20 protein-coding genes and 1 tRNA gene are annotated in these 20,562 nt (G+C 62.1%); 5 read left to right on the top strand and 16 right to left on the bottom strand.

The features are described 5' to 3' along the window. The first annotated feature begins 39 nt into the window (after nt 1-39). The gene (locus V1288_RS02810) at nt 40-804 is read left to right on the top strand and encodes an SOS response-associated peptidase (protein ID WP_334355626.1); all 765 of its coding nucleotides are present in this window, start codon (nt 40-42) and stop codon (nt 802-804) included. 138 nt (nt 805-942) lie between these two features. Here the strand turns inward: V1288_RS02810 and V1288_RS02805 are convergent, their stop codons facing one another. The 4 genes from V1288_RS02805 to V1288_RS02790 are packed head-to-tail and all read right to left on the bottom strand — an operon-like array spanning nt 943 to nt 4,457. Continuing rightward, the gene (locus tag V1288_RS02805) at nt 943-1,524 is read right to left on the bottom strand and encodes an NUDIX domain-containing protein (RefSeq protein WP_334355625.1); all 582 of its coding nucleotides are present in this window, start codon (nt 1,522-1,524) and stop codon (nt 943-945) included. Between the two features lie 14 nt (nt 1,525-1,538). Then, nucleotides 1,539-1,976, bottom strand: coding sequence for a GNAT family acetyltransferase (locus V1288_RS02800; protein ID WP_334361177.1), 438 nt, complete (start codon nt 1,974-1,976; stop codon nt 1,539-1,541). A gap of 20 nt (nt 1,977-1,996) precedes the next feature. After that, nucleotides 1,997-3,436 carry an FAD-binding oxidoreductase gene (locus V1288_RS02795; RefSeq protein ID WP_334355624.1) on the bottom strand — a complete coding sequence of 480 codons (1,440 nt, stop codon included), beginning with the start codon at nt 3,434-3,436 and terminating at the stop codon, nt 1,997-1,999. Nucleotides 3,437-3,464: 28 nt separating this feature from the next. Next, the gene (locus tag V1288_RS02790; RefSeq protein ID WP_334355623.1) at nt 3,465-4,457 is read right to left on the bottom strand and encodes an L-threonylcarbamoyladenylate synthase; all 993 of its coding nucleotides are present in this window, start codon (nt 4,455-4,457) and stop codon (nt 3,465-3,467) included. A gap of 69 nt (nt 4,458-4,526) precedes the next feature. On the opposite strand from V1288_RS02790, the gene V1288_RS02785 reads away from it, so the two are divergent. Beyond that, nucleotides 4,527-4,603 (top strand) — tRNA-Pro (locus V1288_RS02785). A 231-nt stretch (nt 4,604-4,834) separates the two neighbouring features. On the opposite strand, the gene V1288_RS02780 is transcribed toward V1288_RS02785, so the two are convergent. The 5 genes from V1288_RS02780 to V1288_RS02760 form a co-directional block, all read right to left on the bottom strand. Further along, nucleotides 4,835-5,452, bottom strand: a complete 618-nt coding sequence (locus V1288_RS02780; protein ID WP_334355622.1) for an SCO family protein — start codon at nt 5,450-5,452, stop codon at nt 4,835-4,837. After that, nucleotides 5,449-6,558: an MBL fold metallo-hydrolase gene (locus tag V1288_RS02775; protein ID WP_334355621.1), complete on the bottom strand. Its 1,110-nt coding sequence runs from the start codon at nt 6,556-6,558 to the stop codon at nt 5,449-5,451. Before V1288_RS02775 ends, V1288_RS02780 begins: the two co-directional genes overlap by 4 nt. Before the next feature lie 455 nt (nt 6,559-7,013). Further along, nucleotides 7,014-7,367, bottom strand: coding sequence for a DUF2200 domain-containing protein (locus V1288_RS02770; protein ID WP_334355620.1), 354 nt, complete (start codon nt 7,365-7,367; stop codon nt 7,014-7,016). Between the two features lie 438 nt (nt 7,368-7,805). Beyond that, a complete protein-coding gene (locus V1288_RS02765) occupies nt 7,806-8,108 on the bottom strand; it encodes a hypothetical protein (RefSeq protein WP_334355619.1) in 303 nt (100 codons plus the stop codon). A 161-nt stretch (nt 8,109-8,269) separates the two neighbouring features. After that, on the bottom strand, nt 8,270-9,358 hold the full coding sequence (locus V1288_RS02760) for a mandelate racemase/muconate lactonizing enzyme family protein (protein WP_334355618.1): 1,089 nt from the start codon (nt 9,356-9,358) through the stop codon (nt 8,270-8,272). Between the two features lie 187 nt (nt 9,359-9,545). On the opposite strand from V1288_RS02760, the gene V1288_RS02755 reads away from it, so the two are divergent. Continuing rightward, on the top strand, nt 9,546-10,847 hold the full coding sequence (locus V1288_RS02755; protein WP_334355617.1) for a hypothetical protein: 1,302 nt from the start codon (nt 9,546-9,548) through the stop codon (nt 10,845-10,847). A 93-nt stretch (nt 10,848-10,940) separates the two neighbouring features. On the opposite strand, the gene V1288_RS02750 is transcribed toward V1288_RS02755, so the two are convergent. Further along, a complete protein-coding gene (locus tag V1288_RS02750) occupies nt 10,941-11,255 on the bottom strand; it encodes a hypothetical protein (protein WP_334355616.1) in 315 nt (104 codons plus the stop codon). Nucleotides 11,256-11,484: 229 nt separating this feature from the next. Between V1288_RS02750 and V1288_RS02745 the strand changes: the two genes are divergently transcribed. Continuing rightward, nucleotides 11,485-11,685 (top strand): hypothetical protein, encoded by a 201-nt coding sequence (locus V1288_RS02745; RefSeq protein ID WP_334355615.1) that lies wholly within the window; start codon nt 11,485-11,487, stop codon nt 11,683-11,685. Nucleotides 11,686-12,619: 934 nt separating this feature from the next. After that, on the top strand, nt 12,620-12,865 hold the full coding sequence (locus V1288_RS02740; protein ID WP_334355614.1) for a hypothetical protein: 246 nt from the start codon (nt 12,620-12,622) through the stop codon (nt 12,863-12,865). Nucleotides 12,866-13,217: 352 nt separating this feature from the next. Here the strand turns inward: V1288_RS02740 and V1288_RS02735 are convergent, their stop codons facing one another. The 6 genes from V1288_RS02735 to V1288_RS02710 all read right to left on the bottom strand — a co-directional run bounded on the left by V1288_RS02735 (nt 13,218) and on the right by V1288_RS02710 (nt 20,543). Further along, complete coding sequence (locus V1288_RS02735) at nt 13,218-14,186, bottom strand: ABC transporter ATP-binding protein (RefSeq protein WP_334355613.1); 969 nt, start codon at nt 14,184-14,186, stop codon at nt 13,218-13,220. After that, nucleotides 14,183-15,175, bottom strand: coding sequence for an ABC transporter ATP-binding protein (locus V1288_RS02730; protein ID WP_334355612.1), 993 nt, complete (start codon nt 15,173-15,175; stop codon nt 14,183-14,185). The genes V1288_RS02735 and V1288_RS02730 overlap by 4 nt, the downstream gene beginning before the upstream one ends. Beyond that, the gene (locus V1288_RS02725) at nt 15,175-16,095 is read right to left on the bottom strand and encodes an ABC transporter permease (RefSeq protein ID WP_334355611.1); all 921 of its coding nucleotides are present in this window, start codon (nt 16,093-16,095) and stop codon (nt 15,175-15,177) included. The genes V1288_RS02730 and V1288_RS02725 overlap by 1 nt, the downstream gene beginning before the upstream one ends. Beyond that, nucleotides 16,061-17,020, bottom strand: coding sequence for an ABC transporter permease (locus tag V1288_RS02720; RefSeq protein WP_334355610.1), 960 nt, complete (start codon nt 17,018-17,020; stop codon nt 16,061-16,063). The genes V1288_RS02725 and V1288_RS02720 overlap by 35 nt, the downstream gene beginning before the upstream one ends. A 26-nt stretch (nt 17,021-17,046) precedes the next feature. After that, on the bottom strand, nt 17,047-18,837 hold the full coding sequence (locus tag V1288_RS02715) for a peptide ABC transporter substrate-binding protein (RefSeq protein ID WP_334355609.1): 1,791 nt from the start codon (nt 18,835-18,837) through the stop codon (nt 17,047-17,049). A gap of 287 nt (nt 18,838-19,124) precedes the next feature. Next, the gene (locus V1288_RS02710; RefSeq protein ID WP_334355608.1) at nt 19,125-20,543 is read right to left on the bottom strand and encodes a M20 family metallopeptidase; all 1,419 of its coding nucleotides are present in this window, start codon (nt 20,541-20,543) and stop codon (nt 19,125-19,127) included. Between the last annotated feature and the right edge of the window lie 19 nt (nt 20,544-20,562).

The raw sequence follows: 20,562 nt of genomic DNA, 5'->3' as shown, positions 1-20,562 counted from the left end.
GTTAACACCCATTAAACAGAGGCTTATGTTGGTCAGATAATGTGTGGACGTTTCGTCATTACCTCGCCGCCGGAGGCGCTCCGGCAGATCTTCGGCTATCTCGAGCAGCCCAATTTCCCGCCGCGGTATAATATTGCGCCGACGCAGCCAGTTCCGGTTGTTATCCTGGAAAATGGCGGCCGCCATTTTCGGCTGATGCGCTGGGGGCTGGTGCCTGCCTGGGTGAAGGATCCACGTAAATTTACGCTGCTGATCAATGCGCGTTCCGAGACGGTGCTCGAGAAGCCGGCGTTCAAGAATGCCATCAAGCGGCGGCGCTGCCTGATCCCGGCGGACGGCTATTACGAATGGCAGGATGCGAGCGGCCGCAAGCGGCCGTTCTTCGTCCATCGCCGCGACGGCCGGCCAGTCGGCTTTGCCGCGCTGGCGGAAACCTGGATGGGGCCGAACGGCGAGGAGACCGACAGCGTCGCCATCGTCACCGCACCGGCCAGCCGCGACCTCGCCATGCTGCATGACCGTGTGCCCGTGACGATCGCGCCGGAGGAATTCGAGCGCTGGCTCGACGGCCGCATCCACGACGCAGAGGATGTGCTGCCGCTGCTGCGCGGGCCGACTGAGGGCGCGTTCGCCTGGCATGAGATTTCCACGCGCGTCAACCGCGTCGTCAATGACGACGCGCAATTGCTGTTGCCGATCACCGACGAGGAGCGGGCGGCGGAGGAGCCGAAGCCCGCGAAGCGGGCCGCGCCGCGCAAGGCGGCGGTAGCGCCGGAGGACGACGGGCAGGGCTCGTTGTTTTGAGGTGTCATATTTGTAGGGTGGGCAAAGCGAAGCGTGCCCACCACGCCTCCTCGAACACTGTTTAAGAATGGTGGGCACGCTGCGCTTTGCCCACCCTACGGCTATGTTCGCAGGGACGACAGGTTGATGGAGCCAACCTCACCTGAAAACATGCAGCGCGGCGTATTGCAGCAGCATGATGGTCTTGGCATCGACGATGCGGCCATCTGCGATCATCGCGAGCGCCTGATCGATCGGCACTTCCAGCACCTCGATGTCTTCGCCTTCCTCGGCGAGGCCGCCGCCGTCGCCGACCCGCATCGCAGCGTCGTATTCGGCGATGAAGAAGTGCAGCTTCTCGGTGACCGAACCGGGGCTCATGAAGGCCTCGAACACCTTGCGCACGTCGTGCAGCCGGTAGCCGATTTCCTCTTCCGCCTCCGCACGAATCCGCTCCTCGGGCGAGGCGTCGTCGAGCATGCCGGCGGCGGCTTCGATCAGGAGATCGTCATGACCGGCAAGGTAGGGCGGCAGGCGGAATTGCCGCGTCAGCACGACGGTGCGGCTTGCGACATTGTACGGCAGCAGCGTCGCGGCATGGCCGCGGTCGAAAACTTCCCGCTTCTGCGTCTGCCATTCGCCGTTGCCGCGGCGATAGTCGAACTCGACTTCGTTCAGCCGATAATGCCGGTCGGATAGGATCTCGACATTCTTGACGCGGACACGATCGGAGACGGTCATGAAACTCCTTCAGCTCACCGCGGCGGCTCGCGGCCGTCGAGCCATTTGGTGAAGAACAGAATCTGCTGCTCGCCGAAGCCGATCGATTTATAGAACGCGGCGACGCCTGAGTTTTCCGGCCGTACCAGCAACTGCAGTTTGGGAATGCCTGCCGCGCGCAGCCAGTCCTCGGCCGCGTTCATGATCGCGCGGCCATAGCCTTTGGCGCGACGATCGGGATCGGTGGCGACGTAATAGACCCAGCCGCGATGGCCGTCATGGCCGACCATCGCGGTCGCCACGATCGCGTCACCGTCGCGGCCGATCAGGATCGTTGAATTCGGCTCGCGGCGGGCGAGCGCGATGTCACTGGCGGGATCGTTCCACGGCCGCGTCAGGCCGCAGGCCTGCCACAGCGCGATCACGATGGCGACATCGGCATCCGCAATGTCGGCGATGGCGAGCGCGGGAATTGTCTTCGCATTCGTCACGGTCACAGCACCTTGCCCGGATTCATGATGCCGAGCGGATCGAGCATCGCCTTGATGCCGCGCATCAGTTCGATCGCCACCTTGTCCTTGACGTCGGGCAGTTCGTCGCGCTTGAGCACGCCGATGCCGTGCTCGGCCGAAATCGATCCGCCCATCCGCAGCACGATCGCGAACACGACTTCGTTGACCTCATGCCAGCGCGACATGAAGTCGGCGGTGTTGCCGCCGATCGGCTGGCTGACATTGTAGTGGATGTTGCCGTCGCCGAGATGGCCGAACGGCACCGGCCGCGAGCCTGGAATGAGTTTTACCACCGCGGCATTGGCTTCCTCGATGAAGGCGGGCACGGCGGCAACCGGCACCGAGATATCGTGCTTGATCGATCCGCCTTCCGGCTTCTGTGCCGCCGACATTTCGTCGCGCAGTTTCCAGAATCCGGCACGCTGCGAGAGGTTCGCCGCGATCACCGCGTCGTCGACAATGCCTTCCTCCATGCCCTTGGCGAGGATGGATTCCAGCGCGGCGCTGGCGTCGTCGCGTGAGGACGACAATTCCATCAGCACGTACCAGGGGTGCTTTGATGTCAGCGGATCGCGGATGTCGATGCCGTGGCGCAGGCTGAAATCGACCGCGATGTCGGCGAGCAGTTCGAAGCTGGTGAGGCTGCCGGCCGCCTCGTTCTGCGCGATCGACAGCAGCTTCAGCGCCTGCGCCGGCGATTTGAGGCCGACATAGGCGGTCTCCACCGCATGCGGCTTCGGAAACAGCTTTAGCGTCGCCGCGGTGATGATGCCGAGCGTGCCCTCGGCGCCGATGAAGAGGTTGCGCAAATCGTAACCGGTATTGTCTTTCTTCAGCTTCGACAGCCCGTTCAGGATCCGGCCATCGGCCAACACCACCTCCAGCCCGAGCGCCATCTCGCGCGCCACGCCATAGGCCAGCGCCGTCGTGCCGCCGGCGTTGGTGGAGAGATTGCCGCCGATGGTGCAGCTTCCTTCCGCGCCGAGCGACAGCGGGAACAGGCGGTCGACTTCGGCCGCGCGCTGCTGCGCGATCTGCAACACCACGCCGGCCTCGCAGGTCATGGTGTTGGACGCGGGATCGATCTCGCGGATCTTGTCCAGCCGCCGCAGCGAGACGACCACTTCGCCATGATGCGGAGTCTGTCCGCCGACGAGACCGGTATTGCCGCCCTGCGGCACCAGCGCGATTTTGCGCTCGCTGGCGAGCTTGCAGATCTCAGACACTTCCGCCGTGGAGCCGGGCCGCAACACCAATGGCGAGCGGCCGTGAAACAGGTCGCGTTCCTCGGTGACGTAGGGCGCAATATCGGCCGCATCGGTCACCGCATATTTGTCGCCGACAACCGCGCGAAATTTCGCGATCAACTCGGGAGGAAGCGGCGGCACGGAAACTTGCTTGGAGCCTTGGACGATATTCATTTTCTTGTTCTCTTTCATTCCCGCCCGTTCATTCTCGCCCCATGGCTGCGCGGCGCAGCCGGTCGTTGATGGCTTCGCCCAACCCCTCGTGTGGAATCGACATCACCGCAATGGTGTGCACGCCTTTGCCGTCGAGTGCACGAAGATGGCCGAACAGATTGGCGGCGGCCTCGTCGAGATCGCCGCGCTCCGACAGATTCATCACTGCGGAGGCGCCGTCAATTCCCGAAATTGCTCCGAGGCCGAACGCCAGCAATGCCTCGCCGGGCTCCAGCACTAGTGCGTTGAGGCGCACGCGCGCGCGCGGCGCGTAATGCGACGCCAGCATGCCCGGCGCCAGCGGTTGCCCGCGGTCGCTCTCAGTGTCCGCCGGCGGCTGCACCAGCGCGCGGCCCAGCACGCGCTCGATCTCCGCGCGCGGCAGCCCGCCGGGGCGCAGCAGCATCGGCGCGTCGAAGCAACCGACGATGGTGGATTCGACGCCGACGGCGACCGGGCCGCCATCGACAATCAGGTCGATCCGCCCGGCAAGGTCGCTCTGCACATGCGCGGCCGTGGTCGGGGAGACGTGACCGGAGAGATTGGCCGATGGCGCCACCACGGGACCGCCGAAAGCTCGCAGGATGTCGCGCGCCACCGGGTGGGCCGGTATCCGGATCGCGACCGTGTCGAGGCCGGCGGTGGCGAGGTCGGCCACCGCGCAGTTTTCCGTTTTCGGCAGCACCAGCGTCAGCGGGCCCGGCCAGAATGCCTCGGCCAGCGCGGTCGCCGGCGCATCAAAGTGCGCGATTTTGCGGGCAGCAGTGACATCGCCGACATGGGCGATCAGGGGATTGAACGCCGGCCGGCCCTTGGCCTGGTAGAGGTGGGCGATCGCGGCCGGATTGGTGGCATCGGCGCCGAGGCCATAGACGGTCTCGGTCGGGAACGCGACCAGACCGCCTTCGGCCAGGATACGCGCGGCCGCCGCCACGGCGGCCTCGCCGGCGGGCAAAATCTGGGTCTTCAGGCCAACATTCACTGTGATTAATTTCCTTAATCCGGCTGCTTGCGGTCGCTGAAACCCAAGGCTATAAGCCGCGTTCCAAGTCGGAGTGTGGCTCAGCCCGGTAGAGCACTGCGTTCGGGACGCAGGGGTCGCAGGTTCGAATCCTGCCACTCCGACCAATTATTTTTGCCATTCATTTTACAGGGCTTTTTCTGATTGCTGGCGGTTCCCGAGTCAACCGCGGATTCCCTGCCTGAAACGAAACATAAACATGCGTTCTCGCGGCGCCAAGCGCCGAGGTTTGCATGAACCTTGTCCCTCCCGAGGAGGGAGCAGGGAATGCCGGGTGCTTGCTGCACCCGCGGTCTCGTGAATCTGTCCAGCAAATTAGGTTTTTCGCAATAGACCCTTCAGCGTTTGGCTGAGAGATGAGCCTTGATGACCGCGGCCATCCGATCCGAGGGGGTGCCCGGCGGGAAGAACCCGAGATACTTGCCGTCGCGATCCATCAGATAGATGAAACCCGAATGATCAATGGTGTATTCTGCGGCGCCTTCGATCGCGAGCTTGGCGTAAAAGACCCGATACAAGCGCGCGGCGTCGCGAATCTGCGCAGCATCGCCTGTTAGGCCGAGCAGGCGCGGGTGAAAGGACGGCACGTAGTCGGCGAGATGCGCAGGCGTGTCGCGGCCGGGATCGACAGTGACGAACAACGGCTGCACCGCGTCGCCGTCGGGGCCAAGTTTATCGACGGCCTGCCCGATCGCCATCAGGTCGGTCGGGCAGACGTCCGGACAGAAGCTGAACCCGAAATAGACAAGCATCAGCTTGCCGCGGAAATCGGCGTCCGTACGAGGCTTGCCGGTGTGATCGATGAGAGTGAAGGGGCCGCCGATCGGCTCCTTGCCCCACATCACTGCGTCCATCAGTTCGCCGGCGCTGCGTTCGCTCTGCGCGTGCATCATGGGCACTGCACCGAGCAGTCCCGCGGCCAGGACCGAGCCGACAAGCACTCGACTGTTCCTCATGCGCCCATAGTCATACGTACGCCGGTCGTCGAAACCAGGAGCTTGTCCGGTAGCTGCGCGCGCACGGCGCGAGCGAAGTTGTCGCCGCTACAATGCATCGGGATAATCACGTCCGGTTCGAGCTTCTTGATCTCGGCGACAACTTGATTGAGATAGTCCTCAGGTGCCGGCCCGAGATGGAAGCCACCGACGATAGCATGGATCTTCTGCACGCCGGAGACTTCCTGTGCCTGCCGGACCGAATTGACGATGCCGACGTGACCGCAGGAGCTGATCACCACCAGCCCGCGGCCTTTTACATTGAAACAGGTCGCGTGCTCGTGGATGTGCTCGTCCGGAACGATCTTGCCCAGCATCTCCGCCGGCAGGTAGTGGCTCGCGTTACAGCCGAGACCGTCCTTCACCGCAAATTCGACGTGCGTGTTCGGCAACACTCTTTCGATGCCCGACCTCTTGATCTTACCCGTCGTGAAAGCGTGGTCGGCGACAACCGTCGGGTTTTCCGCCAGAACGACTGAGACCTTGTTCGCAGCCAGCTCGCGGCGATCGAGCGCGCCAAATTCGGCAAGTGCGCCGGGCGCGCCGCTATAGCGCTGGCAGAAATTGTCCTCCCCGCCGGCATAGAGTTTCACATCGGCGGGCAACGCGCTGCGGTACTTCTGCAGAAAGCCGATGAGGCCGCCGTAGTGATCGAAGTGGCCATGGCTCACGACCATTGCATTGATCTTGCCGGGATCAGCGCCGGTCAGTTCAATATTGTTGAGCAGAGCTTCCGGCGTATAGCCGAAGTCGAGCATGATAGTGCGCTGCTCGTTGCCGCGCTGTGACTGCAGGTACAGAGACAAACCCCATTGATTGTGTAGTGCGCGACGATAATCCTGCTGCCGTGGTGCCGGCTCGATCGAGACGTTCCCCACCTTGCCCGGGCGCTCGAAAATATTCTGGCTTCCATCGACCAGCACCCGGATCGACAGTTTGTCCACCACGGGAATGTCGATCGCGGCTGCTTTGGCGATTTCGATGCAGGTAAAGCTGCCGGCGGCGACGGCTCCCCCAATGGCCGCACAACCCCTCAGAAAATCGCGGCGTTTGAACTGCTCGATCATCGATTCCTCCCTGCAATGGGGCCAAGCGTTATCCTTGGCTGGATGACTCCAAAACTGGCGAAGTATAGCGGGCGCGAAATCGCGCCCTCAAATCCAATATCAATGAAATCCAATATCAATGAATGAGTAGTGCTTGCCCGCCGAAGGCACTGGTGCTGCGCTCAACTACAGAACTCCGGCACGTCCCATTGGCAGCTCATCGAAGAATACGCCACTTTCGGTGCAGCCAAAAGAGCAGGTTCACTTCCGTTTATCGCACTTGTTATTTATCGCACTTGGCGTCGTTTCGCTGCGACGCGGAATTTGGTCCGCTATCGGCGCCAAGAACAGACATCGAGGGCGCTTGAACAAATGAAAGAGGCCGCCCCTTCAACCGCGCGTTCGGTCGCGCTGCTGCCGTTGATAAACAAAGTACGTCACGAAGTTCCCAATGGACGGAGGTTGGTTGCTCAGGATCATTTTTTCCGCAGAATTTTATCCATTGTTTTTCCCTGCGCCAGTTCATCGATTAGTTTATCCAAGTAGCGAATTTCTCGCATAGTTGGTTCTTCGATATCCTCCACTCGGACGCCGCAAACCACGCCTTTAATCAAGGCTCGCGAAGGATTGATTTTAGGGGCATTTGCAAAGAATGTTTCAAAGTCAGTCTGTTTTTCCAGTTGAGCTTCTAGCTCTTTCTGACAATAGCCTGTCAACCAAGAGATGACCTGATCGACCTCTGATTTTGTGCGTCCTTTTTTCTCCGCTTTCGCAACGTAAAGCGGGTAAATGCTTGCGAAGCTCGTTTCATAGATACGGTGTTTTGCCATGAGTGCTCCAAGGAGTTCCATATAAAGCATGTAAGGCCGGAAACCATCGGGCCGCCCAGGCACAAAAAAGACGTGCCTCACTATTCGCTGGCTCAGCGCAAAGTATCGCCTTAAGCGCTGTTGAGGCAACGTGCTCAAATTCCGTGGCGACGAAAAGCAACGGTACAGCATGGACCGTGCACCGCTTTCGTCACGAAGTGACTGCCTATGTGCGCTGGCGTTTGGACGCCGATATTCAGATGGGACTGACGATAATGGACGACGTCTGCTTCGGGTCGCATATCGGATATCGAGTGGCAATCAAGCTCGATTTATGGGTTACGCGCCTAGTTCAAAGCACGACGGCGCACAGCGCTAGCCTTCGATGCCGCTGCGCCCGCACCACAAGGGAAACGGCGAAGCCGGACCTCTTCGTGCAGTCTCGTGCTGAACTCAGCACTAGCGTGGAGTGCGGCTAGTCTCGGAACCTTGACCGCCACTCGCAGCGCCCGAACCCGTCGTCTGGCTGCTGCTCGAGTCGGGACGTCCGGGCGGATGGGCGGAAGCACCTGGGGTTTCCTGTTGCCCCACAAAGCCGGATTCTCCGGAGTCGCGGGTCTTGATGCCTTTATTCGCTTCCTCCTGCATCTGCTTCTCGGATTGCATCTGTTGCTGGCCAGGCGCCGTCGACTGCTGAGCCTGTGCCGGCACGACGATGGCAATGCCAAAGGCGGCCGTCGTGGCGAGAATTGAGGTTCGCATGAGCTATCCTCCTATCGCTTCCTCTCCGCACAGAACGCGCGAGGCAGCGATCGTTTCCCGAAAGAGTTTTGGAGAAAGCACAGGGGACAGCGAACGAAAGTTTCACTGCTCGCTTTATTGAGCTTGGCGGCCCTGCTGAGGTGCCCACGCAGCCGCTGCGATCATCGCGCGAGTTGCGCCAATCCCTTCCAGTCGAAGCTTACTCCGTGGCCGGGCCGCGTTGGCGCCAATGCCATGCCTTGGTCGAGCACCAGCGGGTGCTCGATATAGCGATCTAACCCAAATCCGTGCGCTTCGAGATAGGAACGATTTGGACAGGCCGCGAGAAGGTGGACTGTGACGTCGTGTGCGCCGTGGCTGGTGACCGGAAGATTGAACGCTTCTGCAAGCCGCGCAACTTTCATGAAGGCGGTGACGCCGCCGCAATTGGTGACGTCGGGCTCGGGATAGGACACCGCGCCAGCCGCGATATAGTTCTTGAACTCCCAGAGCGAGCGCAGGTTTTCGCCGGCCGCAATCGGCACGCCGCCGGCAGCCATGATGCGGGCATGACCGGCAATATCATCGGGAATGATCGGCTCTTCGAGCCAGGTGAGGTCGTAGGGCTGCAGTGCGCGTGCGGCGCGAATGGCTTCCTCGACCGTCCATTTCATGTTGGCATCCGCCATCAGGGGAAAGCCGTCACCGAGATGTTGGCGCATCGCCTGCACGCGCGTGACGTCGGATGCGAGATCCGGGCGCCCCACCTTCATCTTGATGGCGCGAAAGCCCTTGGCAAGATTATCGTCGGTTTGCTTGAGAAGCGCTTCGACGGAAAGATCGAGGTCGATGCCGCCGGCGTAACAGGGCACGCGGGCGTCGAAGCCACCGAGCAGACGAAACAGCGGCAGATTGGCGCGGCGCGCCTTCAGGTCCCACAGGGCGATATCGAGCGCCGAGAGCGCCAGCACGGGCGGTCCGCCGCGCCCGCCATAATGCAGGGCCCACCAGACGTGATGCCAGATGGCCTCGGTGTCGTCGGCTTGCCGGCCCTCGATCAGTTCGGGGATCTCCCGCCTGAGGATGTCGGCAATCGCGCCGCCATTACGGCCGACGGTGTAGGTGTAGCCTGTGCCTTCAGCCCCGTCTGAATCGCGAATGCGGCATGTCACCAATTCGAAGGCTGCGATTTCGCCATGTGTGCTGTCGGAGAGGGTAACCGTCAGCGGGATCCGATAGAGGCCGGTCTCGACCGTTTTGATGAGTACCATTGGTTTCCACCCGGGTTTTCTTTGTGCATGTCCACTTTACCGCGGTCTCGCTTAATGCACTACGTCGGTACCGCGACATGCGATGGTGCCGTCGGCGTCGCCGATCTTACATTTGCCACCTCCAATCGAATTGGACCCGACGCTGCCTTGAAACGTTAGATCAGATGTCCAATCAGCGAAGACTTCCGTGGAGAGCGTCCAGGCATACCTAGATCGGAAGCACAGGGAACTCAGGCTGATAAATGATTGCCTGAGACACCCGTTGCCGTTGACGTGTCCACGGTCGGTCAGCGAAGTTATCAGGCACAAGTTTCAGCTCACCGCTGCCCTTAAGGCAGAGCACGCGCTGCATGACTGGAACGTCACCGAGACGGCTTGGGCACATCCCGGCCAACAGCGCATCGGCCCCTTCGAATTCAGGTACGACTACCAACGCGCCGATCTCGATGTGCGTGGCCCTTCCTTTTACGGCGTCGAGGGCAGGGCAATCGATACCATCTATACGGCTTCCGGCATGGCTGCGATCTCGGCTCTGCTGTTGGCGTCGGCGCGGTTGATCGGAAAGGCGGACATTCTTGTCCTGCCTGGCGCCTATGGTGAGACGCAGGAGTTCGTCGAAGGCTATGCCGATCGGTTACGGCTGATTACGTTGAACCACCCCCAGGAAGAGGACGCTGGTCCGAGATCAGCTTCATCACGGATAATGTTGCTGGATTCCTCCGCATCCGCTTCCGCGTTTGATGCCGGACTTCGCTGCACGAACGCGGCGCCTGATCTCTTGATCTTCGACACCACCTGCTTCTCCAGCGGGTCGGGCCGTATCCGACGGGTCTTGGGACGTGCCCGTGAATTGGCGATCCCGCTTGTCATGGTGCGTAGCCATACGAAGCTGGATTCGCTCGGGGCAGAGTACGGTCGACTTGGCTCGGTGGCCTTCGTTGGTTGGGAGGAGAACGTTTCCAGGCGATCGAAATTCAAGGAGCTCCCGGCTGAAACGCGAAATGCGGTTCGATTACTGGGTGGCGCGGCGCTGCCAGCGCATTTCCCTCCCTACATCGGCACACCGTTGTATCGCGAACTGACGAACAAGCGGATCGCGGCCATGCTGCGCAACAGCCGCCGCGCCAGCCGGCATTTTGCAAATGCGCTCTCGGGCCTGACGGCCGAACTCCATTTCGTTCACGGCCTCTATGTCACGGTTCGCAGCGAACAGGCACTTGATGAGGCGACAGCGAGACAGGCGGCTGCGGAAATGAGTAACGATCTGGCCCGAGCGGGTTTGCCGATCCAGCACGCGGGAAGTTTCGGATTTGATTTCGCCGCGACAGAATGGTTCCACAATCCCACAACTGATCGCTATAGCGTGCGCATTGCGGTGCCCGATCTTGCCACGGCGATCTGGGACGGCCTTGTGGCGGCGATCGCCCAGTGGTGGTCGGCGCACCAGCAACAGGTGGCCGCTTCGAGCCGATCGCCGTGCGCGCCGTGATCGATCAAGACGGCAATCCGACGCCGAGGAAGGTGATTTCGAAATCTTCAACCCATCCAACCGCCGCGTACGCTTATCGCGGCCCCCTCGATCTCACGTGTCCTGCCTGGGAAGATCGCCAAGGAGATTTGACAGCTTGACCGCAAGCTTTCGAAGCCGGGCGTTTTCTTCAAGCAGCACTGTAACGTTGTCGATTCCCTGAGGCCGCGCCTCATCGCCCCGAAGTCCGTCGACTTCGTCGAGCAGGGGCGACAGGGCGGCAAGAAGTTCGCCGTCCTGATGCGGTGCTTCATTTGCCTGGCGCACGTCCTTGTTTTCACGCAGCGGCACGACGTTGCCGGAACGTTCGACATTTCGAAATGCAGCGCGGCGGGCCGGTTCGTCATGCGGCGGATGTTCGATACTCATGACACATTCCTGATCACAAGGTGGCCCGGTCGTCGGTTCGACGACGAGCTTTCCATTGAGTCGAGGGCAAATTTGCGTCGGAAAGGGAACGACGATGAGGCTCGGCGGAAAGGTCACAGGTCGCTGGAGTCACACGGCAGATCGGATTAGGCCAAATTTTTGACGTATCGCGGGCCTTTCTGACGTCTGCGCGGCTGGGGAGCACATCATCTTGTTTTGGGGCGTATCGATGACCGATTTCCTGACCAATGCGGATCACTGGCGCAAGCGTGCGGAACTGACAAGGGCGTTGGCCGCGAATGCCGTCAAGGACCAGGGGCGCCTGCTCAAGGTTGCGGAGGAATACGATCGCCTGGCAGCTCACGCCGAACGGCGGCGAAGTGCTCCGGTCCCGGCCGCGTCCTACGCCCCTTCAAGCCAGCCCGAATAAATCGGCTTCAATCGAAAAAGTTGTCGGAAGCGGCATTTCCCGCACCACGAGCGCATGGCGATCGCGTAGCGGCGAAGGTGTGCATCGCCGTACCCAGATGTGTGACCTGTAAAACACAACTGCGGGGCAACGTTCAAAGCATTGTGATCATGCGATTGCAGGGGAATCTACGAATCACCTAGACCGTTTAGCGGGGCTGGGAAGCGGAGAGTTAGTATGAGAGTCGCTTCCTTAGAAAGTGTACTGACGGCGGCTACGCTGGTATTGGCCATCGTCATCGTGCTGTGGGGAATCAAGATTTTCCACGGTGTGTGAACAGGCGAGCTGGCGTCGAACAAGAGACCTCCGGTCAAGAAGAGGCTCGCGACAAAGGCGTTCAAAGGCGTCACTTCCGCGGCGGCGGAGGCCTTTTTATTTTTGATTGCCGACGAATAGTTCGCCGGAGGCTTGTCCCTTCCGACGCGTATCGAGTTTGGTCCACGGTCTGGCGCGAGATTCGCACGGGCCGCGAGAAGCATTGGTTTCAAGTCCCCTATGCATTTTGGTTATTATCTAATGATCGCAGCGCTCGTTCTCATGGGGCTGGAAGTTCTTTACGCGCTCTATCAATTGGCCACGTTTCTTTGAGAGAACTTTTCGGTTCTGATTGAGTCGGAGCCCGCTCTAATTTGTTGTTTTGATGCGTCTTCCTGACGCGAGCCGGTCCTGGTCCGAGGACATGCTCTGCTCGAAGACGCTAAGCATCGCACGCGCAGGCTGCGGTGCCGCGCCGCGCGCGCTGCAAGATTCGCCGCAATCACGCCGCTTTAGCGCCGGGGTCGGCTCCGGGCGATTCCAATTTTAGTCGCAAAATTGCCTGCCGACTCACCTCATTCTCCGCGCGCGACAAAGAGACTGGGGGCTCGTTCCGCATTTTAAAATTGGAGTATCAATCATGCGAGTAGACCATCCGCAGCTCAATAAGCGAGACCGACGCGCAGAACCCTCATTTTGGGTTGAAGAACCGACCGACGACGCTCTTTCATTGCTTGAGAATGCCCTGCGCGGGGACGAGCCCGGCCTTCGTCGTGACGAACAGGCCGACGAAGCTCACTCGCTGATCGAGGAGAATGCCAGGCTTCGGGAGCTTTTGGCTCAGCTCTCGGACATCATTCGCAAAAACGGCGTTCACCCGAGGTAACGCCACGACCTGATCTCGGCCCCGCCCCGCCAAGAGTGGTTCAACCACGCCGGGGCGGGGCCGCTTCATTTTTCAGTGCCGCTTCATTTATCGAAAATTGATTTCACGCCAACGCCGCCCGCACGGGAAGCGGCGCCGTCTGGTACCGGCCTGTCTCAAAAGGCGGCCGTTCAAAAGAAACGACCCCAGCTTGGGGGCTGAGGTCCACTGGGGTCGTTCTATGCCGGGGCGCGCCGATCCCCATGCCGTCCCGGCATGTAGCCAAGCTAAAATCTGATTCCAGCCGCTGTCTGTAGGGAACCCGACAGTAACTAATTTCAAAAAACGGTGTGCCTGTTTCGGCCAGTACCCGTCAGGCCAGATGGCAGGCCACGAAATGCCCGTCGCTGCCTTGCTTCAGTTCGGGCGCGCTTTCCCGGCAACGCGGCTCGGCGATCGGGCAGCGGGTGTGAAAATGACAGCCCCGCGGCGGATTCATCGGACTCGGCACGTCGCCCTGCAGGCGGATCCGCTTGCGCTTGACCTTCGGGTCCGGCACCGGCACGGCGGACAGCAACGCCTGGGTATAGGGATGCCGGGGATTGCGGTAGAGGTCGCGCGCGCTCGCCAGCTCGACGATGCGGCCGAGATACATCACCGCCACACGGTCGGAAATATGCTCCACCACCGAGAGGTCGTGGGCGACGAACAGATAGGTGAGGTTGAATTCGGCCTGCAGATCTTCCAGCAGGTTGATCACCTGCGCCTGAATCGAGACGTCGAGCGCGGAAACCGGCTCGTCGCACACGATGAACTTCGGCTCCACCGCGAGCGCGCGCGCGATCCCGATGCGCTGGCGCTGGCCGCCGGAGAATTCGTGCGGGTAGCGCCGCATGTGCTCGGCCTTTAGTCCGACCTTGACGAGCAGGCTCGCCACGCGGTCGTCCCGCTCGCTGGCCGAGGAGGCGAGCTCGTGGATGGTGAAGGCTTCGCCAAGGATCGCAGCGACGGTCATGCGCGGATTGAGCGAGGCAAACGGGTCCTGGAACACGATCTGCATGTTGCGCCGCATGGCGCGCAGGTCGCCGCCGGAAAGGCTGCACACGTCGCGTCCGTCAAAGACGATCTCGCCTTCGCTCGGTTCGAGGAGGCGCAGCACGCAGCGCGCCGTCGTCGATTTGCCGCAACCGGACTCGCCGACCAGCCCGAGCGTTTCACCGCGATTGACCGCAAACGATACGCCGTCCACCGCGTGCACGCGCCCGACCTCGCGCGAAAGGAGTCCGCCCTTGACGGCAAAATGCTTCTTCAGGCCGGTGACGCGCAGCAGGGGTTCGCTCATGCGCTCGCTCCCCGTGTTTCGCCGAGATGGCAGGCCATGCGATGGCCCGGCGCGACCTCGCGCAGCACCGGCTCCTCTTCGGAGCAACGACCGAAGGCGTAGCGGCAGCGCGGCGCAAAGCGGCAGCCGGGAGCGGGATTGATCAGGATCGGCACCGAGCCGCCGATGGCTTCCAGCCGGGTCTTGTGCGCGCTGTCGAGATCGATGCGCGGGATCGATCGGATTAATCCTTGCGTGTACGGATGGCGCGGGCTTTCGAACAGGCTGTCGACATCGGCCTCTTCGACCACCTTGCCGGCATACATGACGACGACGCGTTGCGCGGTCTCGGCCACGACGCCCATCGCATGGGTGATCAGCATCACCGCCATGCCGAAGCGCTCCTTCATGTCCTGCAGGAGGTCGAGGATCTGCGCCTGGATGGTGACGTCGAGCGCGGTGGTCGGCTCGTCGGCGATGACGAGTTTTGGCTTGCAGGCCAGCGCCATCGCGATCATGACGCGCTGGCGCATGCCGCCCGAAAACTGGTGCGGGTAATCGTGCACGCGGCCTTCCGCGTTGGGAATCTGCACCAGCTTCAGCATCTCGATCGTGCGGGCCAGCGCGTCCTTCCGCGACAGGCCCTCGTGGCGGCGCAGGCTTTCGGCGATCTGCTCGCCGACCGACAGCACCGGGTTGAGCGAGGTCATCGGCTCCTGGAAGATGAAGCCGATCTCCCTGGCCCGGATGTCGTCCATTTCGTTACTGGTGAGCGGCACGAGATCGCGGCCCTCGAACAGGATCTGGCCTTCGACGATGCGGCCCGGCGGCATCGCGATCAGTTTCAGGATCGACATTGCCGTGACGGTCTTGCCGCAGCCGGATTCGCCGACCACGCAGAGCGTCTCGCCCTTGTTGAGCGCGATGTCGACGCCGTCGACCGCCTGTAGCATGCCGTCGTCGGTGGCGAAGTGGGTTTTGAGGCCCCTGATTTCGAGCAGCGGCGCCATCAGATCACCCGCCTTGCATCGAGCGCGTCGCGCATGCCGTCGCCGATGAAGTTGATGGCGACTACGGCAACGAAGATCGCGCCGCCGGGAAACAGCGCCCAGTGGGCGGCGATGTCAAGAAAGTCCTTGGCGTCGAACAGCAGCCGGCCCCAGGTCGGAACGTCGGGCGGGAAGCCGAGGCCGAGAAACGACAAGGTCGATTCCGCGATGATCGCGGCGGCGACGTCGATGGTGCCGGCGATGATCACCGGTCCGAGCGCATTGGGCAGGATGTGGCGCACCACCTGCCGCAGCGGGCTGGCGCCGAGCGCGCGGGCGGCTTCGACGAAATCCTTTTCGCGCAGCGACAGGAACTGCGCGCGAACCAGGCGGGCGACCGGCATCCAGCGCAGGCCGCCAATGACCATCACGATGAGAATGAAGATGCCGCCCTCGGGGCCGAATGCTGCCTTGAGCCCGTCACGGAACAGATAGATGAGCAGCAAGAGCAGCGGCAGTTGCGGCAGCGAAAGGAACAGGTCGGTGAGCCACATCAGCGCATGCCCGAGCGCGCCGCGCGACATGCCCGCGAGCGCGCCGATCAGCGTGCCGATGATGACGGCGACCGCCATCGCCGCCAGGCCAACCGCAAGCGAGATGCGTCCGCCGTAGATCATGCGGGCGAGGATATCCTGTCCGAGATCGTCGGTGCCGAAGGGATGGGCGAGCGAGGGGCCTTCGAGGCGCGCGTTGAAATCGATGTCGTTGATGCTGACGCGCCAGACGAAGGGGCCGAACGCCACCGCCAGGATCAGGACGAGCAGCAGGACCGCGCTGACCACGGCGAGCTTGTGGCGGCGATAGCGCCGCCAGGTCTCGCGCCAGGGCGACCAGGCCGGCCGCCGTTCAGCGGAGGGAGATGCGAGGGTCAAGCCAGCCATAAAGCACATCCGCGATCAGGTTGAAGAGCACCACGAGACAGGCGAACACGAACGTCACGGCCATCACGACCGGCGTGTCGTTGGAGAGAATGGAGGAGATCAGGAGCGAGCCGATGCCTGGAATGCGAAAAATCTGCTCGGTGACGATGGCGCCGCCGAACACCGCCGGCATCTGCAGCGCGACCAGCGTGACGACCGGGATCAGGGCGTTGCGCATCGCGTGCTTGACGATCACCCGGGCCTGACCGAGGCCCTTGGCGCGGGCGGTGGTGACATAGTCAAGGCGGATCACGTCCAGCATGGCCGAGCGCACGAAGCGCGTCATGGAGGCCGCCTGAAACAGCGCGAGCACCATCACCGGCATGATCGCCTGCCGTATTTGTTCGATCACCCAGCGGATGCCGGTTGCCCTGATGTCGGTGGTGTAGACGAAAGGCAGCCAGTCCAGCGTGATCGAAAACACCAGGATGAACAAGAGGCCGGTGAAGAAGGTCGGCAGCGAAAAGCCGATGAAGGCGAGCGTGTTGGCGATCTGGTCGAAGATCGAGTAGGGCCTGGTCGCGGCATAGACCCCGACCGGTATCGCGATCGTGAGGGCGAGGAGCTGCGCCGAGCCGATCACATAGAGCGTTGCCGGCAGGCGCTGCAGGATCAGCGTGTCGACGTTCATCCGGCTGACGAACGAAAAGCCCCAGTCGCCCTGCAGCATGGCCGTGATCCAGTGCAGGTAACGAAGATAGATCGGGTCGTCGAGGCCGAACTTCGTCCGAAGCGCGGCGGCGACTTCCGGCGGCACGTTCGGGTTGGTCGCCAGTTCACTGAAGGGATCGCCGGGCGCCAGCGCCAGCACGATGAACAGCACGAGCGAAATGCCGAGCAGGCTCGGAATCGCTATCAGGAGGCGACGCAGGATGTACTGACGCATGAGAAACGATCCGCCTGTGCCGGCTATCAGATCTCTCGATACCAGTCCTGGATATTGTCTGTATCGTTGGTCCAGCCGCTAAGCGCCGGGCGCAGCGAGTTGGTTGCCGCGCCGACCTTCAGGCGGTGCATTACCGGGATGACCACCGTGTCGTGCCACATGATGTCGTTGGCCTTGATGTAGAACGCGGCCCGCTTGACCGGATCGACTTCAGCCTCGGCCGCGTCGATCGCAGCGTCAAACTCCTGGTTAACCCAGCGCGGGAAATTCCTGCCCTGCCACTTGTTTTCCTTGGTGGCCACAAAGCGCGAATGAAAGCGCCGCATATGCTGGGCCGGGTCGGGCTGGGTCATCGGAATCTGGAACATTTCGATGTCGGCATAGAACCTGGAATAGGTGTCTGGATTGGCGACATCCGAAGAGAAAAAGACCGAGGCCACGACCGATTTCAATTCGACGTCGATGCCGGCCTTCTGGCAGGCCTGTTTGATGATCGCCTGGGTCTTCTGGCGTGGGCCGTTGATCGAGGTCTGGTACAACAGTTTCAGTTTCTTTCCGTCCTTCTCCCGGATGCCGTCGGCCCCGACTTTCCATCCGGCCTCCTCCAAGAGTTGGGTCGCCTTCTCGATGCTGAACTCCCATTTCGTGTTCTTGGAGACGAACTGTTCGGGACCGTTGAGGAAGCTGGCCGTGGTACGTCCGGCGCGACCGTAGATGTGCTTTTGAATGGCATCGCGGTCGACGAGGAGCGCCAGCGCCTTGCGAACGGCCGGATTGGAGAGCAGGGGATGCTTGGTCTTGATCGAGGAACGTTCGCCGTCGACCTCGGTGTTGGGATCGCTGAAGTTCAGCGCAATGAATTCGATATCGCCGCCGGTCGAGTAAACAGTCTTGCCCTTGCCGCCCTTCTCCAGACGCAGCAGGACATCGTCCTCCACCTGCATGTTCCAGGCATAGTCATACTCGCCGGTCTGAATCACCGCGCGCGCCGCCGAGACGGCATCGCCGCCGCCCTTGATCTCGATCGTATCGAAGTAGGGCCGGTTCGGCATGTGGTAGTCAGTATTGATTTCGCCGCGCACGAGGTCGCCTGGCTTGAACTCGACGAACTTGTAGGGGCCGGTGCCGACCGGCTTGAGATTGTTCGGAGCCTCGCGGGATTTGGCGCCCTTGTAATCCGCAAACAGATGCTTGGGCAGGATGCAGCCGACCACCGCAACAAAGGCATCGGCCCAGAACGGGGTGGGATTCTTGAACAGGATGCGGACGGTGAGATCGTCCACCTTTTCGACGGTGATGTCCTGGTAAACACCGATGGTCAACGCTGCGGTGGCGGGATCGCGGGCGTATTCCCAGTTGAACACGACGTCGTCGGCGGTGAATGGCTTGCCGTCATGCCACTTGACGCCCGGCTTGAGCTTCCAGGTCACCGACTTGCCGTCGGCAGCAAGACCGCCGTTCTGAGTAGACGGAATTTCCGCCGCCAGGATCGGACAGAGATTGCCGGCGGAATCCCAGCTCGCCAGCGGCTCATAGAAGATGCGCGAGCCGTCCTGGTCCTTGGTGCCGGTGGCGAAATGCGGGTTGAGCAGGGTCGGCCCCTGCCACCACAGCAATTTAAGCGGCCCGCCGCCGCCGCGCTTGGTCGGCTTGTAAGGAGCGGGACTCTGCGCCATCGCCACGCCGCCGATGGCCAGAAGCTGCGTCGCCATGGGCGCGGTGAGACCGACAGCCAGCATGCGCTGAACGAAGCCGCGGCGATCCATGCGCCCGTCCTTCACTTCATCGATCATGGTTCGCAGTTCATTGTCCAGCATCGTTGTCCCCGTGTCTGGTTCTGGTGTCGTTGAGGCGCGCCGGAGGGCGGCAGCGCCGGAGTTCGCGGGTAAGATGGCACATCAAATGCCCCGAAGGTCAACGGCTGGCTGTCGACAATCAGCAGGATGGACAGGGCCGGTGATTTTTGCTTGGGCAGAAACGCGCTGCGGCGCACATTGCTTTGGCAGCCCGGTGGCCCCAGCGCGTCAAAAGCGCGCTGAATCGCGCTCTGCACTGCAAAAAATTTCGCCAGGTCTGTCAGGCCGGGCAGATCAGATCGATCAGGTCAGATCACCGACATGTCCAGCGGCGGCGCGACGCTGTCCGGCAGCGGGCTGATGTAAGGCGCGCGGGTGGTGCGCTTCTTCAGGTCGGCCTTGGCGGCGGCGATCAGGTCCGGTTCCGTCAGCGCCCTGACGCCGAGCCCCGCCATGGCCTTGGCCGCCTGCACCATGGCCTTGTGAGCGTGCGGGCTCTTGCCCTGCGCCACCACCTGCCAGGTGTGGAACGGCGTGCCGATCGCGACCGTCGGGGCATGAACCTGAACGGTCGGCACGACCCAGCTCACGTCGCCCACATCGGTCGAGCCGATCTGCGGATTACGTTTGGCGTCCAGCGGGACGATGAAATCGGCCAGCGGCCGGTCGGTCGGATCCATGCCGATCGAGTGGTAGACGGTCTCGATATCCTTCTGCGTCAGCGTGGAGCGGATCTGCTGCGCGAAATCCTTGTCCGCTTCGTCGAAGTGCGGCGGACCGAGTTCCTCCATGATGCCATGGAGCGCTGCCTCGAGCGGGGTGTTCGGCAACAGATTGGAGACGGCGGAAATGATCTTCATCTCCACCTTGGTTTCGGTCATCAATGCCGCGCCCTGCGCGATCTTATGGACGCGCTCGACCAGCTCATTCATGCCGGGCAGGTCGCGGGCGCGGATCGAATAGCGCACGCGCGCATGGGCCTGCACCACGTTGGGGGCAATGCCGCCGGTGTCGAGCAGGGCATAATGGACGCGGGCGTCGCTCGGCATGTGCTCGCGCATGTAGTTGACGCCGACATTCATCAGCTCGACCGCATCCAGCGCGCTGCGGCCGAGATGCGGCGAGGCCGCGGCATGCGAGGTGCGTCCGGTGAAGATGAAATCGGCGCGCGTGTTGGCGAGCGAAGGCGTCACCACCACTTCCCAGAAGCTCGACGGGTGCCAGGTGATCGCGATGTCGGCATCGCCGAAGACGCCCGATCGCACCATGAAGGCCTTTGCCGCGCCGCCTTCTTCCGCGGGGCAGCCGTAATAGCGCACGCGCCCCGGCACCTTGTGTTCGGCGAGCCAGTCCTTCACGGCGGTGGCTGCAAGGAGCGCCGCCGAACCGAGCAGATTGTGGCCGCAACCATGGCCATGGCCGCCGGCCTGCAGCGGGCGAGGTTCGGCCACGCCGGCTTCCTGGCTGAGACCGGGCAGCGCATCATATTCGCCAAGGAAGGCGATCACGGGCCCGCCTTCGCCCCATTCGCCCATCACGGCGGTCGGAATCCCTGCGACCTTCTCGGTGATGCGGAAACCTTGATGGCGCAGCTCGGCCAGATGTTCGGCGGACGAGCGCGCTTCGGTGTAGCAGACCTCGGGCATCGCCCAGACCCGGTCGCTCAAGTCGACGAAGCGCGGCTTGATGGTGTCGACGCCACGCCAGATGTTACTGCGGTTATCCATCTTCCGATTTCCAATTCTG

It is taken from the genome of Bradyrhizobium sp. AZCC 2176, from assembly GCF_036924645.1.
In the GTDB taxonomy this organism is placed as follows: Bacteria; Pseudomonadota; Alphaproteobacteria; order Rhizobiales; family Xanthobacteraceae; genus Bradyrhizobium.
The sequence above is the reverse complement of the archived record's forward strand: the minus strand, read 5'-3'. Positions and strand labels throughout refer to the sequence as shown.

Coding starts and splice junctions, on each gene's coding strand:
- V1288_RS02810 (WP_334355626.1), top strand. CDS start 40: ATGTGTGGACGTTTCGTCATTACCTCGCCGCCGGAGGCGCTCCGGCAG.
- V1288_RS02805 (WP_334355625.1), bottom strand. CDS start 1,524: ATGACCGTCTCCGATCGTGTCCGCGTCAAGAATGTCGAGATCCTATCC.
- V1288_RS02795 (WP_334355624.1), bottom strand. CDS start 3,436: ATGAATATCGTCCAAGGCTCCAAGCAAGTTTCCGTGCCGCCGCTTCCT.
- V1288_RS02780 (WP_334355622.1), bottom strand. CDS start 5,452: ATGAGGAACAGTCGAGTGCTTGTCGGCTCGGTCCTGGCCGCGGGACTG.
- V1288_RS02775 (WP_334355621.1), bottom strand. CDS start 6,558: ATGATCGAGCAGTTCAAACGCCGCGATTTTCTGAGGGGTTGTGCGGCC.
- V1288_RS02770 (WP_334355620.1), bottom strand. CDS start 7,367: ATGGCAAAACACCGTATCTATGAAACGAGCTTCGCAAGCATTTACCCG.
- V1288_RS02765 (WP_334355619.1), bottom strand. CDS start 8,108: ATGCGAACCTCAATTCTCGCCACGACGGCCGCCTTTGGCATTGCCATC.
- V1288_RS02760 (WP_334355618.1), bottom strand. CDS start 9,358: ATGGTACTCATCAAAACGGTCGAGACCGGCCTCTATCGGATCCCGCTG.
- V1288_RS02750 (WP_334355616.1), bottom strand. CDS start 11,255: ATGAGTATCGAACATCCGCCGCATGACGAACCGGCCCGCCGCGCTGCA.
- V1288_RS02745 (WP_334355615.1), top strand. CDS start 11,485: ATGACCGATTTCCTGACCAATGCGGATCACTGGCGCAAGCGTGCGGAA.
- V1288_RS02740 (WP_334355614.1), top strand. CDS start 12,620: ATGCGAGTAGACCATCCGCAGCTCAATAAGCGAGACCGACGCGCAGAA.
- V1288_RS02735 (WP_334355613.1), bottom strand. CDS start 14,186: ATGAGCGAACCCCTGCTGCGCGTCACCGGCCTGAAGAAGCATTTTGCC.
- V1288_RS02730 (WP_334355612.1), bottom strand. CDS start 15,175: ATGGCGCCGCTGCTCGAAATCAGGGGCCTCAAAACCCACTTCGCCACC.
- V1288_RS02725 (WP_334355611.1), bottom strand. CDS start 16,095: ATGGCTGGCTTGACCCTCGCATCTCCCTCCGCTGAACGGCGGCCGGCC.
- V1288_RS02720 (WP_334355610.1), bottom strand. CDS start 17,020: ATGCGTCAGTACATCCTGCGTCGCCTCCTGATAGCGATTCCGAGCCTG.
- V1288_RS02715 (WP_334355609.1), bottom strand. CDS start 18,837: ATGCTGGACAATGAACTGCGAACCATGATCGATGAAGTGAAGGACGGG.
- V1288_RS02710 (WP_334355608.1), bottom strand. CDS start 20,543: ATGGATAACCGCAGTAACATCTGGCGTGGCGTCGACACCATCAAGCCG.